Origin of the sequence: Sorangium sp. So ce131 (genome assembly GCF_051519095.1) — a bacterium.
Classification (GTDB): Bacteria; Myxococcota_A; Polyangia; order Polyangiales; family Polyangiaceae; genus Sorangium.
Genome location: NZ_CP150455.1, coordinates 11,674,557 through 11,688,454 on the forward strand (window position 1 = coordinate 11,674,557; position 13,898 = coordinate 11,688,454).

General features: G+C 72.0%; 11 protein-coding genes. 6 read left to right on the forward strand and 5 right to left on the reverse strand.

Features of this window, described 5'->3' with window-relative positions; genetic code table 11:
* Nucleotides 1-19 precede the first annotated feature (19 nt).
* The 5 genes from ctaD (at nucleotide 20) to WMF43_RS42425 (ending at nucleotide 5,059) form a co-directional block, all read left to right on the forward strand.
* On the forward strand, nucleotides 20-1,657 hold the full coding sequence (gene ctaD, locus WMF43_RS42405) for a cytochrome c oxidase subunit I (RefSeq protein WP_437673712.1): 1,638 nt from the start codon (nucleotides 20-22) through the stop codon (nucleotides 1,655-1,657).
* The gene (locus tag WMF43_RS42410; RefSeq protein ID WP_437673714.1) at nucleotides 1,654-2,340 is read left to right on the forward strand and encodes a cytochrome c oxidase subunit 3 family protein; all 687 of its coding nucleotides are present in this window, start codon (nucleotides 1,654-1,656) and stop codon (nucleotides 2,338-2,340) included. Before ctaD ends, WMF43_RS42410 begins: the two co-directional genes overlap by 4 nt.
* 15 nt (nucleotides 2,341-2,355) lie before the next feature.
* The gene (locus WMF43_RS42415) at nucleotides 2,356-2,835 is read left to right on the forward strand and encodes a cytochrome C oxidase subunit IV family protein (protein ID WP_437673716.1); all 480 of its coding nucleotides are present in this window, start codon (nucleotides 2,356-2,358) and stop codon (nucleotides 2,833-2,835) included.
* A 279-nt stretch (nucleotides 2,836-3,114) separates the two neighbouring features.
* A complete protein-coding gene (locus WMF43_RS42420; protein ID WP_437673717.1) occupies nucleotides 3,115-4,500 on the forward strand; it encodes an ATP-binding protein in 1,386 nt (461 codons plus the stop codon).
* A 7-nt stretch (nucleotides 4,501-4,507) separates the two neighbouring features.
* Nucleotides 4,508-5,059 (forward strand): response regulator transcription factor, encoded by a 552-nt coding sequence (locus WMF43_RS42425; protein WP_437673719.1) that lies wholly within the window; start codon nucleotides 4,508-4,510, stop codon nucleotides 5,057-5,059.
* Nucleotides 5,060-5,084: 25 nt separating this feature from the next.
* Here the strand turns inward: WMF43_RS42425 and WMF43_RS42430 are convergent, their stop codons facing one another.
* On the reverse strand, nucleotides 5,085-6,278 hold the full coding sequence (locus tag WMF43_RS42430) for a trans-sulfuration enzyme family protein (RefSeq protein ID WP_437673721.1): 1,194 nt from the start codon (nucleotides 6,276-6,278) through the stop codon (nucleotides 5,085-5,087).
* 84 nt (nucleotides 6,279-6,362) lie between these two features.
* Here WMF43_RS42430 and WMF43_RS42435 point away from each other — a divergent pair, with 84 nt between their 5' ends.
* Nucleotides 6,363-8,030, forward strand: coding sequence for a nitrite/sulfite reductase (locus WMF43_RS42435; protein ID WP_437673723.1), 1,668 nt, complete (start codon nucleotides 6,363-6,365; stop codon nucleotides 8,028-8,030).
* 31 nt (nucleotides 8,031-8,061) lie between these two features.
* Here WMF43_RS42435 and WMF43_RS42440 read toward each other — a convergent pair whose 3' ends face one another.
* From WMF43_RS42440 to WMF43_RS42455, 4 genes are all read right to left on the reverse strand, one after another.
* Nucleotides 8,062-10,176: an ATP-dependent helicase gene (locus WMF43_RS42440; RefSeq protein WP_437673725.1), complete on the reverse strand. Its 2,115-nt coding sequence runs from the start codon at nucleotides 10,174-10,176 to the stop codon at nucleotides 8,062-8,064.
* A gap of 94 nt (nucleotides 10,177-10,270) precedes the next feature.
* A complete protein-coding gene (locus tag WMF43_RS42445) occupies nucleotides 10,271-11,263 on the reverse strand; it encodes a hypothetical protein (RefSeq protein ID WP_437684203.1) in 993 nt (330 codons plus the stop codon).
* 93 nt (nucleotides 11,264-11,356) lie between these two features.
* Nucleotides 11,357-12,829, reverse strand: coding sequence for a serine/threonine-protein kinase (locus WMF43_RS42450; RefSeq protein WP_437673726.1), 1,473 nt, complete (start codon nucleotides 12,827-12,829; stop codon nucleotides 11,357-11,359).
* The gene (locus WMF43_RS42455; RefSeq protein ID WP_437673728.1) at nucleotides 12,826-13,788 is read right to left on the reverse strand and encodes a serine/threonine-protein kinase; all 963 of its coding nucleotides are present in this window, start codon (nucleotides 13,786-13,788) and stop codon (nucleotides 12,826-12,828) included. The genes WMF43_RS42450 and WMF43_RS42455 overlap by 4 nt, the downstream gene beginning before the upstream one ends.
* Nucleotides 13,789-13,898: the final 110 nt, after the last annotated feature.

The window sequence follows — 13,898 nt, forward strand, 5'->3', positions numbered from 1 at the left end:
GCGCCGGGGAGAAGCAGTCATGTCGCAGAGCGTAACCACCCTTGACGTCAACACGGCGCCCCACGGCGGCCACGGAGCCGATTACATCCGGGCCAAGAGCGGGGTCATGTCGTGGCTCACCACGGTCGATCACAAGCGGATCGGCCTGATGTACCTCGCCAGCACGTTCATCGCGTTCCTGATGGGCGGGGTCTTCGCGCTCATCCTCCGGCTCGAGCTCCTGACGCCGAAGGCCACGATCATGAGCGCGAACACCTACAACCAGATGTTCACGCTGCACGGCGCGGTGATGACGTTCCTGTTCATCATCCCGAGCATCCCCGGCGCCCTCGGCAACTTCCTCCTGCCGATCATGATCGGCGCGAAGGACGTCGCCTTCCCCAAGCTGAACCTCCTCAGCCTGTACCTCTACTGGATCGGCGCCCTCTTCACGCTCTCCTCGCTCCTCACGGGCGGCATCGACACCGGCTGGACGTTCTACGTGCCGTACTCGAGCACGGTGACCACGACGTCGGTCCTCAGCGTCACGTTCGGCGTCTTCATCCTCGGCTTCTCGAGCGTGCTCACGGGCCTGAACTTCATCGTCACGATGCACAAGCTCCGGGCGCCCGGGATGGGCTGGTACAAGATGCCGCTCATGCTCTGGGCGATCTACGCGACCAGCATCGTCCAGATCCTCGCGACGCCGGTCCTCGGCATCACGCTCCTCCTGCTCATGGCGGAGCGCGCGTTCCGCATCGGCATCTTCGACCCGGCGCTCGGCGGCGACCCGGTGCTCTACCAGCACTTCTTCTGGTTCTACAGCCACCCGGCCGTGTACATCATGATCCTGCCGGGCATGGGCATCATCAGCGAGCTCATCGCCGTCCACGCGCGGCGCAGGGTCTTCGGCTACAAGGCGATCGCCTTCTCCAGCGTCGCCATCGCCCTGGTCGGCTTCCTCGTGTGGGGCCACCACATGTTCACCTCCGGCCAGAGCGAGCTCGCCGCGATCATCTTCTCGTTCCTGACCTTCCTCGTCGCCATCCCCAGCGGGGTGAAGATCTTCAACTGGACCGCCACGCTGTGGCGCGGCTCGATCAGCTTCAACGCCCCGATGCTGTACGCGCTGTCGTTCCTCGTCCTCTTCTCGATCGGCGGCCTCACCGGCGTCTTCCTCGGGATGCTCAGCGTCGACCTGCACCTGCACGACACGTACTTCGTGGTCGCGCACTTCCACTACGTGATGGTGGGCGGCACCGTCATCGCCTACTTCGGCGGGCTCCACCACTGGTGGCCCAAGATCACGGGGAAGATGTACTCCGAGCGGCTCGCCGCCATCGCCTGCGTGCTCGTCTTCATCGGGTTCAACGTCACGTTCTTCTCGCAGTTCGTCCTGGGCAGCCGCGGGATGCCGCGCCGCTACTACAACTACCTCGACCAGTTCCAGCCGCTGCACGCCTTCTCGACCGTGGGCTCGTGGATCCTGGGCGCCGGCGTCCTGGTGATGCTCATCTGCTTCATCAAGTCGCTGCGCTCCGGCGCGCCGGCCCCGGCGAACCCCTGGGGCGGGCTCAGCCTGGAGTGGACCACCGTCTCCCCGCCCATCACCGAGAACTTCGTCCGCACCCCGGTCGTGACCAAGGGCGCATACGACTTCAATACGGAGAACGCATGAGCGCGCACGCCGAGGCCGCCGAGCGGCCGAAAGGGGCAGGGCAGGTCCTGTCCCCCGACTTCCATGTCGCCCACCATTTCGACTCCGCGGACACGCAGTTCGACGCGGGCAGGATGGGCGTATGGCTCTTCCTGGTCACCGAGATCCTCCTGTTCGGGGGGCTCTTCTGCGCGTTCGCGATCTTCCGGACCTGGTTCTTCGACTCCTTCGTGGAAGCCCACCACCACCTCGACAAGGTGATGGGCGGCATCAACACGGTGGTGCTCATCTGCTCCAGCCTGACGATGGCGCTCGCCGTCCGGTCGGCGCAGAAGAGCGACCGGAAGAACACGACGCGGCTGCTCGCGGTGACGCTGCTCTGCGCCGGGGTCTTCCTCGTCATCAAGTACTTCGAGTACGCGCACAAGTTCCACGACGGCCTCCTGCCCGGGCAGTACTTCACCGCGCAGGGGTTCACGACGGCCCACGCCGGGACCTTCTTCGCCATCTACTTCATGATGACCGGCATCCACGGCCTGCACGTCGTCATCGGGATGGGGCTCATCACGTGGATCCTGATCCGCAACCAGCGGGGGGAGTTCTCGAGCCGTTACTATTCGCCGGTCGAAGGGGTGGGGCTGTACTGGCACCTCGTCGACCTCATCTGGATCTATCTCTTCCCCCTCCTCTACCTGGTGGGCTGAGGCTCAGAGGACAGCATGTCGACACACGCAGAAGCAGCTGAGGGGCACGGACATGGCCACGGGCACGGCACGGACCACGTGCCGCACGTCCTGCCGCTCAAGGTCTACATCGCGACGTGGCTCGCGTTGCTCGTGCTCACGGTCGTCACCGTGGGGGCGAGCTACGTCGATCTCGGCGCGGCCAACCTCGCCCTCGCGTTGCTCATCGCGACCGCGAAGGCGGGCGTCGTTGCCCTCATCTTCATGCACCTCAAGTGGGACCACAAGTTCCACACCCTGATCTTCCTGTCGTCCGTCATCTTCCTCGCGGTCTTCATCAGCTTCACGATGTTCGACACGAACAACCGCGGGCGGGCCGAGGAGATCGAGGCCGCGCGGCCCGCGGACATCAAGGCGCCGTTCGACGGGAAACGCGCGGCCGACGACTGGCGCGTGAAGCGGCCGCACAGGGACAAGGCGGCTCCGCCGGCCCCGAAGCCCCAGCACACCGAGTAGCGGCAGGGGCCGGGCGTCCTCGGAATCCCGGCTCACGTAAGCCAGCACACATATCCCAAGTTACCGAAATCGCCCGGGTTTTTCGCGGCGCCTCCGCCGCGGGGGCCCGGGCGCACCTCGAGCGTGCCCGCAGCATGCGTGCGCGGTACAAGGGAGGGGATGCAGGGCGGCGTCGGCAGGTTGCTCCGGACTTGAATCCGGGGCACCTCGACGGCGCCCTGGAAAGCCCTCCCTGTCCGCGCGCGGATGCAATCCTCCTCCCAGCCATGGTCGCTTGACGTGGGCCCCGACCCCGCCAAGAGCAGCTCGCCGCCCCCGGCGCGGCGCCGGCTCGCGGTGCTTCTGTCCGGGCCGAAACCCCCGTCCTGGGAGACGGCCGATCGGTGGCTGATCCAGCTGCGGTGGGTCGCGATCGCCGGGATGATCGCGACGACGGTCGCGAGCAGGAAGCTCGTGCCGGAGCTCCGGCTCGGGCCGCTCGTCCTCGGCATCGCTGCGATCACGGCGGCGAACCTCGCCTGGATCTTCCGGCTGTTCCGCGCGCGCCGGCTCGCGGGGGGCGAGGGCGCGGCGCGCGAGCCCGCGCGGGACCTCGCGCGCGCCCAGCTCGTGGGGGACGTGATCGCGAACGCCTGGATGCTCTGGTTCTCGGGCGGGCTGGAGAACCCGTTCGCCGTCTTCCTCACGTTCCACATCGCCCTCTCCGGCCTGCTCTGCCCGCGCCGCACGACGGTGCTCGTCGGCCTGCTGACGCTGACCGCGATCGGCGTGCTCACACACGCGGCGCCGCTGCCGCTCGGCTCCGCGTCGCTCGGCAGCGACCGCATCCGGCAGCTCGGCGACCTCGTCTCGCTCACGTCGCTGACGCTGTTCCTCGGCTTCTTCGTCGTGGTCTACGCGCACCGGCTCGAGGAGCTCCGGCAGCAGAGCCAGCGGAACGAGCGGCTGGCGATGCTCGGGCGCATGGTCGGCGGCATGTCGCACGAGCTGAGCACGCCGCTCGCGACGATCCTGCTCGCGAGCAAGGACCTCGTCGACGTGGCGCGGGAGACGGGCTCCGAGGACGCGGCGCGTCTGGCCGAGACCGTGGCCGGCGAGGCGCGGCGGGCGAGCGACATCATCAGCCTGATGCGCGGGCAGATCCGGCTCGACCAGCGCCTGGAGCCGCTGGAGCTCTCGCGGTTCGTGCGCGATCTCGCGAAGGTGGAGCTCGCGCGGCTCGGCTACCGGGGCGAGCTCGCCTTCGACACGCCGCGGCCCGTGCACGCGAGCGTGCTCCGGCCGGCGCTCTGCCAGGTGCTCGTCAACCTGCTCGCCAACGCCGCGGAGGCGACGGCCGACGCGGCCGAGCAGCGGATCGAGGTGAGCGTGGTCGAGCGCGGCGACGTGTGCGAGATCGCGGTCTCGGACAGCGGTCCGGGGCTCACCCCCGAGATCGCCGGGCGGCTCGGGGAGCCGTTCCAGACGACGAAGATGTCCCAGGGCGGGATGGGGCTCGGGCTCTACATCAGCTCGATGATGGCCTCCCGCATGAACGCCGTGCTGCGCATGGAGAGCGTCGAGACCGGCGGCGCCAAGGCGACGCTCTGCCTGCGCCTCGACTCGGCCGCGGGCCCCACGGACGCGGATCTCCGCCCGGCGCTCGGCCGCGCCGGGGCGGCGTGAGGTGAAGATGACGCGAAGGATCGAGACCGCGCTCCTCGTGGACGACGACGACGCGTTCCGCACGACGCTGCAGGGCGCGCTGCGCCGCCGCGGCGTCGTGGCGCGGACGGCGGCGACGATCGACGAGGGCCTGGTCGCGCTCGAGTACGAGCCGGTGGACCTCGTGGTCATCGACTACCGGATGCCGCGCGGGGACGGGCTGAGCGCGCTCGCCCAGTACCGCAGGCTGCAGCCGGACGCGGCGATCGTGATGCTGACCGGGTTCGGGGACATCCCGCTCGCGGTGGCGGCGATGCGCGAGGGCGCCGACACGCTGCTCAGCAAGCCCGTGGACGCCGACCGGCTGCTGCGCGAGGCCGCGGGCCTCCGGGAGCGCCAGCGGCCCCCGCCGTCGTCCGCGCCGACGCCGCCGCCGGGCAGCCTGAAGCTCGACGAGCTCGAGCGCGAGGCGATCCGCGCCGCGCTCCGCGAGTCGGGCGGCGTGGTGGCCACCGCGGCGAAGCTGCTCGGGATCGACCGGCGGACGCTGCAGCGGAAGCTGAAGAAGCTGGGGAGCTAGCGCGGTGTGGGGAGCCGGCCGCGCGTCAGCGCGCCAGCGCGTCGAGCGCGCCGAGGACGTCCTTCACGACGTCCTCGGTCTCCTCCACGCCCACCGAGAGGCGGATCAGCGCGGGGGAGATGCCGATGGCGGCGAGCTGCTCGTCGTCGAGCTCGTGGAAGCTCATGATGCACGGCTGCTCGATGAGCGTCTCCACGCCGCCGAAGCTCGGCGCGATCGCGGCGATGCGGGTGCCGTCGACGACGCGCGACGCCGCCGCGCGCCCGCCGCGCACGAGGAAGCTCACGACGCCGCCGAACCCGCGCATCTGCGCGGCCGCGACCTTGTGATCCGGGTGCGACGGGAGCCCCGGATAGAACACCCTCTCCACCATGGGGTGCGCCTCGAGCGCGCGGGCGATCGCGAGCCCCGTCGCGTTCTGCCGCTCGACCCGGAGCGCGAGCGTCTTCATGCCGCGGCCGATCAGCGCGGCGGCGTGCGGGTCGATGATGCCGCCGAGCACGCTCCGCAGGTCCCGGACCAGCGAGATCAGCGCGCTCGACCCGGAGACGGCGCCGCCGAGGACGTCGTTGTGGCCGGACAGGTACTTGCTGGCGCTGTGGATGACGAGGTCGATGCCCTGGCCGATCGGGTCCGAGTTGTAGGGCGTGGCGAACGTCGCGTCGACGACCGTCTTCACCCGCGCCTTCTTGCAGATGTCGGCGAAGCGCGAGAGGTCGATGCAGTGCAGGTACGGGTTCGTCGGCGACTCGCTCAGCGCGAAGCGGGTGCGCGGCCGGAACGCGGCCTCCAGCTGATCGAAGGCGCCGGGGTCGATCAGCGTGTGCTCGACGCCGAGCCGCGAGAGCACGTTGATCACGAACTGCCGCGTGCGGCGGTAGACGTCGCGGAAGAGGATCACGTGATCGCCCGCCTTGAGCAGGGCGAACGCCGTGGTGGTCACCGCCGCCATGCCGCTCGCGAAGAGCACGGCGTCCTCGGCGCGGTCGAGCGCGGCGATGCGCCGCTCGACCTCGCGCACCGTGGGGTTGCCGTAACGGCCGTACTCCTGCCGCTCCGGATCGACGTCGCCGCCGGAGAAGTAACGCTCGAGGTCTGCCGTGTCAGCGAACGTGTACGTCGCGGTCTGCGCGATCGCGGGCGCGAGGGTGTGGGACGGGCGCGCACGGGGCACCCCCGCGTGCACGGCGTCGGTCGAGTTGGGCAGGTCGGTCTTCATGGGTTCCGGCAGCCAGGTGTGCCATACACCGGCGCGCGAATTGTCGCACTTGACGCGTCGGAAATATAGGGAATAGCATCAGTCATGTTGCAACAGGTCGAGCGCCTTGCGGCGGCCATCGACGAACACGCCGAGAACGTCGCCAAATTCAAACGTGGTGAGCTGACCCCTGACCAGTTCCGCCCGCTGCGGCTGGCCATGGGGGTTTATGCGCAGCTCGCTCACGTGAAGCACATGCAGCGCATCAAGATCCCTGGCGGACAGCTGACGGCAGCGCAGCTCGAAGCCCTCGCGGAAGTGACCGAGAGGTGGGGTCGCGGGCTGGCGCATGTCACAACCCGCCAGGACATCCAGCTCCACTACCTGGAAATCGAGGAGACGATCGACCTGCAGCGCGAGCTGGTGCGCGCAGGCGTCACGACGGTCGGCGCGTGCGCCGACACGCTCCGCAACATCACCGCCTCGCACCTCGCGGGCGTGGTCGAGGACGAGGTGTTCGACGTGACGCCCTACGCGCACGCGATCACCGAGCACTTCCTCTTCCACGAGCACAACCGCCGGCTGCCGAGGAAGTTCAAGGTGGGCCTGTCGGGCAGCGCGCGCGACCACGCGCAGATCATGATCAACGACGTCGGTCTCCTGGCCAAGGTCGGCGATCAGGGCAAGGGCTTCACCGTCTACGTGGCGGGCGGGCTCGGCTCGACGCCGGAGATCGCGCATCTCTGGCGGGAGTTCATCCCGGAGGCCGACGTGCTGCCGGCGTGTGAGGCCGTGGTGAGCGTGTTCCACCGGGACGGCGAGCGGAAGAACCGGAAGAAGGCGCGGCTCAAGTTCCTGCTGCGCAAGATCGGCGAGGCCGAGTTCCTGCGCCGGCTCGACGAGGAGTTCGACCGCATCAAGGCGGCGCGGGGCGACGCGCTCGCGGGCGAGCTGGCGCGCCACGTGGCCGGGTACCGGGAGAGCGATCCGCCCCCGCTCGCGCCGCTGCGCGAGACGCTCGGGGACGGCGCGTTCGCGCGCTGGAAGCGGACCAACACGATCCCGCAGACGCAGGCGGGCTACCGCGTGGCCACGGTGAAGCTGCCGCTCGGCGACATCACCAGCGAGCAGCTGAAGAGCCTCGCGGACCTCGCCCGGCGCTTCGGCAACGGCGAGGTGCGGGCGACGAACACGCAGAACTTCGTGCTGCGCTGGGTGCCGGAGGGGCGGCTGCTCGAGCTGCACCGCGAGCTGTCCCGCATCGGCCTGGCCGAGGCGGACGCGGGGCACATCACCGACGTGGTGACCTGCCCCGGCGGCGACTACTGCACGCTCGCGATCACGAAGAGCATGGAGGTCGGGGCGCGCATCCGGGAGCACCTCGTGCCGAACGGCAGCCGGCAGGAGGCGGACGACTTCGTGGCCGCCCTCGGCGACTTCGACATCAAGATCTCGGGCTGCCCGAACTCGTGCGGCCAGCACCACGTGGCGGACATCGGGATGACGGGCCTGATGGTGAAGGGCAAGGACGGCGTCGAGCGCCCGCACTACTCGCTGCGGGTGGGCGGCTGCTGCGGCCCGAGCGCGCGCATCGGCGAGCGCCTCGACGGCCGCATCCCCGAGGAGGAGACGCCCAAGGTGGTCGCGGCGATCGCGCGGTACTACGTGAGCTCGCGCGCCGAGGGCGAGAGCTTCCGCGACTTCGTGGCCCGCAAGGGCGCCCCGGAGATCACCCGCGTCGGCTTCGCCGCGGCCGAGGGCGCCGCCATCTGAGCGACCGCTGCGTCCCGCGCCGGCGGCCCGGTCAGGACCGGCGGCGCGGGATGAGCGGCGGATCCCCGGCGAAGGGGTTCATCGCCAGCGCGGCCAGCACGCTCGCCGCGCCCGCCTTGACCTTCTCCATGCCCGGCGCGACGGGCGCGAGCTCCTCGCGCTCCTCCAGGAGCTCGGGCGGGATCTCGAGCACGAACCGGCTCGGCGTGCGCGGCACCATCTTGCCGCGCGAGCCCCGGTGCTTGGCCCGCGTGAGGTAGAGCCGGTCGCGGGCGCGCGTGACCGCGACGTAGAAGAGCCGCCGCTCCTCCTCGATGCTGTGGCCCGCCGCGTCCCCCTCGGCGGAGATCGGGGCGGCGTCCGTGGCGCGCTCGTCGAGGCTGCGCTGGTGGGGCATGAGCCCCTCCTCGAGGCCGATCACGAACACGAAGGGGAACTCGAGGCCCTTCGCGCCGTGCATCGTGGTGAGCGTCACCCGGTCGGTGGCCTCCTCCTCCTCGGACTCCTGGCGCAGGGCGAGCAGCCGCAGGAACTCGCCGAAGCTCTCGCGGTCCCCCTTCCCCCGCTCGTCGCGGCGCGCGAAGACGTTGAGCAGCCCCTCGAGGTTGCCCCAGCGGCGCGCCGCGGCGTTGTTCGTGGACGAGCCGGCCATGATGTCCTCCTTGAAGCCGGCGTCGGCGAGCAGCGCGCGGGAGACCTCCGCGGAGGCCTCGCCGCGCTCGAACCGCGCGCGCGTGCCCTCGATGATCCGCACGAGCTGGCGGCAGCCCTCGATCGCGGTGGCGCCGAGCTCGTGCACGGCGTGCGGCCGCGACACCGCCGTCCAGAGCGAGGTGTCGTGCGCGGTCGCGTGGGCGCTGAGCTTGGAGATCGCGACCTCGCCGATGCCGCGCGCCGGGTAGTTCAGGATGCGCCGCAGCGACATCTCGTCGTTCGGGTTCAGCGAGACGCGCAGGTACGCGATGAGGTCCTTCACCTCCTTGCGCTCGAAGAACTGCGTGCCGCCGATCATGCGGATCGGGATCTGCCGCTCCTTGAGGGCCGTCTCGATCGCGGCCGCCTGGAGGTTCGAGCGGTACAGCACGGCGATGTCCTTCGGCCGCGCGCCCTCGCGCTCGAGCAGGCGCTGCGACTCGGTCGCCACGAAGCTCGCCTCGACGTCGGGGTCGACGCAGATGATCGACCGCACCTTGTCGCCCTCCACGCGGGTGGCGATGAGGGTCTTGCCGTGGCGCCGCGCGGTCGACTTGGCGAGCACGGCGTTCGCGACGTCGAGGATGGGCTTGCGGGAGCGGTAGTTGTGCTCGAGCTTGACGACCTTCGCGCCGCCGAAATGCTCCTCGAAATCGAGGATGTTGCGCACGTCGGCGCCGCGCCAGGCGTAGATCGACTGGTCGTCGTCGCCGACGACGACCACGTTGCGGTGCTCGCCGGCGAGCAGGCGCAGGAGCTCCAGCTGGGCGCGGTTCGTGTCCTGGTACTCGTCGACGATGACGAAGCGGTAGCGCATCCGCCAGCGCTCGAGGACGTCGGGGCGGGTCTGCCAGAGGCGCACCACCTCGCAGATGAGATCGTCGAAGTCGAACGCCTGGAAGCCGCGCAGCGCGGCCATGTAGCGCGGGTAGACGAGCATCGAGATCTCGTCGTAGTCGTCGATGCCCTTGCCCTGCCGCTGCGCCTCGGCCCACGACTCGGGGTCGAGGAAGGCGTTCTTGGCGTTCGAGATGCGCGAGAGGATGGCGCCGACGTCGTAGCTCTTGCCGGCGCGGAGCTCGCGGAGGATCTCGCGGATGACCCCCATCGCGTCGGCCTGGTCGAAGATGGCGAAGGTGCTGCCGCGCAGGCCGAGGGCGCGGGTCTCGGCGCCGAGCACGTCGAGGCCGAAGCGGTGGAAGGTGCAGACCTTCAGCTCCTTCGCGACCTTGGAGCCGATGAGCTTGCCGACGCGCTCGTGCATCTCGGCCGCGGCCTTGTTGGTGAAGGTCATGGCCAGGACCGAGCGCGCGGGGATGCCGCGGTCGAGCAGGCGGGCGATGCGCGCGGTGACCACGCGCGTCTTGCCGGATCCTGCGCCGGCGAGCACCAGCATTGGCCCGAGCTCGTGCTCGACGGCCGCACGTTGAGACGGGTTCAAGAGGCTAGACACTGCGCCGAGGCGTAGCCCGGCGGGCGACGGAGCGGGAGCTTGATTTTCCGGACGGCGCCGCGCTGGCCCGGGCGGCCGCGGGAAAGGCCGCGGCTCAGCGGCCGGGGGGCGTGGCGAACTGCCCGGGGAACGGGTTCGCGTCCTCGCGGCGGCGGACCTCCGCCGGCGTCCAGGGCGTCGCGCCGCGCTCGTGGAAGAGCGCCACGCCGATCACGCCGACGTTCCTCGTGTCGCCGTGCTTCTGGTTCGCGTAGGAGCCGCGGACGGAGCCGAAGCGGAACGCGGCGACCGTGTCCAGGCTCTGGCGGAAGCCGTCGATCTCGAGCTCACCGTCGGGGTCGATCAGGTATCCGCGCTTGCTGAACGCGGCGGGCTGGCCGTCGAGCACGTCGAGGCCGTCGACCGAGACGACGCACTCGATGCGGATCGGCGTGAGGTTGCGCAGGACGATGCTGTAACGCTGGCCGGCCTCGCCGACGACGTGGCTCTTCTCGCCGGCCACGAAGCCGCTGAGGAAGCCGCCGCTCTCGCCGCGCAGGCCGACGGCGACGGCGCCGCCGGCGAGCGTGAAGGCCTGCGGCGACGTGCGGCGGAAGCCGGAGGCGGCCGCCATGGCGCGGGCGCCCTCGGCGTCGTTGTAGAACAGGCTCGCGACCGCGAACGGCCGCTCGACGTCGGCCCGGAGGAACGGCGTGGTGGAGATGCGGGACACGCGCGTCTCGCCCCACTCGGTGCCGAGGCCAGGGCGATCGATCGGCTCCGGCGCGATCTGGCTGCTCGGCGCCCTGCGCGCGGCGCCCTCGGCGCGCTCGGCGCTCGGCGCGGGGACAGAGGAATCGCCGAACGCGCCGGGCGGCGGGCTCGGGGAGGCCGGGGCGAAGGCGCCGGGGGAAGCACCGGACGTGTCGGTCGAGGCGGTCGTGCCGAGCTCGAACGCCGCGCCGCGCGGCGCGGCCGCCGGCGCGGCGGAATACGCGTCATGAGCGCCGCTCGGGACGGCGTCGCCGTGGGCCGCCGAGGCGGGATCCGCCGCCGGGTACGCGCCGCCCCTGCCGCCGCAGCCGGCCGCGCTCGCGAGGAGCGACATCGCCAAACAAGCCCGCCCGATGCTCCGCATCCGTTCCATGGTGCCTCCACTCCGCGATTGCGCGGTGTCGACAGGAGAACGGGCTCGACGAGGTCACCTTACAGGCGAGCGCACGGGCGCCGCGGCGGGCGGCGGCTGCGGCGGCGCGAGCTCGGCGCGCGTGGTCCAGCGCGGCGAGAGCGCGAGCCCGAGCGCGGCGAGCGCGAGGGAGAGGGCGAGCGCGAGGGAGAGGGCGAGCGCGACCCCCCAGCGCGCGGGGGCGCGCGGCGCCGCGCCGGGGCGGCGGTGCATCGGGCAAACGCGCGGCGCCTTATGCGATCGCGGCCGCGGGCGGCGCGAGAGGCGCGCGGCGCCGCGCGGACCGCCGACGGGCGACGCGGGCGCGGGCGACGCGGGCGCGGGCGACGCGGGCGGACGGCGGCGCGGCGCCGCGGCGGATGCCTCGCCGCCCGCGCCGGCGGATGCCTCGCCGCCCGCGCCGGCGGACGCCTCGCCGCCCGCGCCGGCGGACGCCGCGGCCGCGTCGCTCGTCGTCGGGGTGAGCTCCCTCGCGGGCGCCGCGGGCGCGCCGCCGCCTCGCGCGCCGTCGAGCAGCCGGCGCACGGCGGCCTCCATGTCGGCGGCCGTCTGGAAGCGGTGCTCCGGCGCCTTCGCGATCGCGCGCAGGATCAGCCGCTCGAGCGCGGGCGGGATCGGCTGCGGCGCGAGGCGCGACGGCGGGGGCGGCTCGCGCTCGCAGTGGGCGAAGCGGAGCGCGTCGCGCTTGCCGCGCAGCTCGTCGAAGGGGCCGCGCCCGGCGACGAGCTCGTAGAGGACGAGGCCCATCGCGTAGATGTCGGCGCGCGGGTCGATCGGCAGGGCCGCGCACTGCTCGGGCGACATCGTCCTCGGGGTGCCGACGACCGCGTCCGGGGCGGTCAGCGAGGCGCCGGCGTGGAGGAGCTTCGCGACGCCGAAATCGAGGACCTTGAGCGTGCCGTCGTCGCACAGGAACAGGTTCTCGAGCTTGAGGTCGCGGTGGACGATGCCCTCCGCGTGCGCGAGCGACAGCGCGGAGAGGGCCTGCTGGACCAGGCCGAGCGCGGTCGGGATCGCGACCACGCCGAGGCGCGCGAGCTCGGCCCTGAGGTCGCGCCCCTCGAGGAGCTCCATGGCGAAGTAGGCGCGGCCCTCGGCCGTGGCGCCGAGGTCGAACACCTCGGGGAGGCTCCGGTGGCGCAGGCGGGCGATCGCGCGCGCCTCGTCGCGGAGGCGCGCCGCGAGGTCGCGGCGGCCGGCGTGGCTCCGGTGCAGCACCTTCACCGCGAACCGCCGGCCGAGCTCGCGGTGCTCGACCTCGTACACCTCGCCCATGCCGCCCTGGCCGAGGAGGCGCACCACGACGTACGGCGTGCCCGGGAGCGGCGCGCCCTCATCGAGCGCGCGCAGCGGCCGCGCGCGCGGGCCGGCGAGCGGCTCCGCCGCGCGGAGCAGGCCCGCGCCGGGAGCCGCCCGGGCGGCGAGCGAGGCGCCGCGCGCGTAGAGCAACGTGTCCGCCGTGGAGAGCGCCGCCGCGGCGGCGCTCATCGCGCACCTCCGGCCGCGAGCCGCGCCCGCGCGCTGCGCTCGCCGCCTTGCGGGGCGGCGCCCTCTCCGCCGCCGCGGGACGGCGCCTCCCCTCCCCCGTCTTCCTGCACCTCCGCGAGCGCGGCGGCCATGGCGTCCGCCGTTTGCCAGCGGAGCCCCGGCGCCTTCTCGAGGGCGCGCGCGACCGCGTGATCGAGCGCCGGAGGCACCCAGAGCAGCGAGCGTAGGCGCGGCGCCGGCGTGTTCAGGTGCGCCCGCATCACCGCCATCGAGTCCACCACATGGAACGGCCCTCGCCCGGTGATCGCCTCGAACAGCAGGAGGCCCACGGCGTACACGTCGGTGCGCGCGTCGATCTCCCCGCCGAGGATCTGCTCCGGCGACAGGTAACGGGGCGTGCCGAGGACATGCGAGCCCGTCGACGGCTCGAGGCCGTCGCAGCTCACCTTCGCGATGCCGAAGTCGATCAGCACGGCGCTCTCCGCGCCCTCCGCGCCCTGCGCGCCGCCGCGCGCCTGCGCGAGGAAGACGTTCGCCGGCTTGACGTCGCGGTGCACGATGCCGGCGCGGTGCGCCGCCGAGAGCCCGCCGAGCACCTGGATGGCGATGCGCACCGCGGCGGCCGTCGGGAGCGGGCCGCGCGCGTCGAGCCGCTCGCGCAGGGTCTCGCCGAAGAGCCGCGGCATGACGAGGAACGGCCGGCCGTCGCTCGTCACGCCGACCTCCTCGACCTTGACGACGTGCGGGTGGCTCAGCGCCGAGAGCGCGCGGCCCTCCTGGACGAGGCGCGCCCCGACCTCGCTCGATCCGTCATGCATCGCGCGGAGCAGCTTGAGCGCCCGCAGCTCGCCGCGGCGCCCGGTCGCCTCGAAGACCTCGGAGCACGAGCCTGCCCCGATCCTCCTGAGGAGGCGGTAAGAAGTCCCCGGGAGCGGCTGTCCGTCTTTCGTCAACACCATGGTCCGTCGACCTCCCTTGCGGGGGCGCGCGGCGGAGCGCCGGCGCCTTCGTTCGGGAAGGGGGTCGTCGCTCTCGCGGCGAGAGTTGCGCGCACAAAGCGCTTAATTCG

Bases quoted from the DNA above. Each gene is read 5' to 3' on its own strand.
- ctaD (WP_437673712.1), top strand. From the start codon at position 20: ATGTCGCAGAGCGTAACCACCCTTGACGTCAACACGGCGCCCCACGGC.
- WMF43_RS42410 (WP_437673714.1), top strand. From the start codon at position 1,654: ATGAGCGCGCACGCCGAGGCCGCCGAGCGGCCGAAAGGGGCAGGGCAG.
- WMF43_RS42415 (WP_437673716.1), top strand. From the start codon at position 2,356: ATGTCGACACACGCAGAAGCAGCTGAGGGGCACGGACATGGCCACGGG.
- WMF43_RS42425 (WP_437673719.1), top strand. From the start codon at position 4,508: ATGACGCGAAGGATCGAGACCGCGCTCCTCGTGGACGACGACGACGCG.
- WMF43_RS42430 (WP_437673721.1), bottom strand. From the start codon at position 6,278: ATGAAGACCGACCTGCCCAACTCGACCGACGCCGTGCACGCGGGGGTG.
- WMF43_RS42435 (WP_437673723.1), top strand. From the start codon at position 6,363: ATGTTGCAACAGGTCGAGCGCCTTGCGGCGGCCATCGACGAACACGCC.
- WMF43_RS42445 (WP_437684203.1), bottom strand. From the start codon at position 11,263: ATGTCGCTCCTCGCGAGCGCGGCCGGCTGCGGCGGCAGGGGCGGCGCG.
- WMF43_RS42450 (WP_437673726.1), bottom strand. From the start codon at position 12,829: ATGAGCGCCGCCGCGGCGGCGCTCTCCACGGCGGACACGTTGCTCTAC.
- WMF43_RS42455 (WP_437673728.1), bottom strand. From the start codon at position 13,788: ATGGTGTTGACGAAAGACGGACAGCCGCTCCCGGGGACTTCTTACCGC.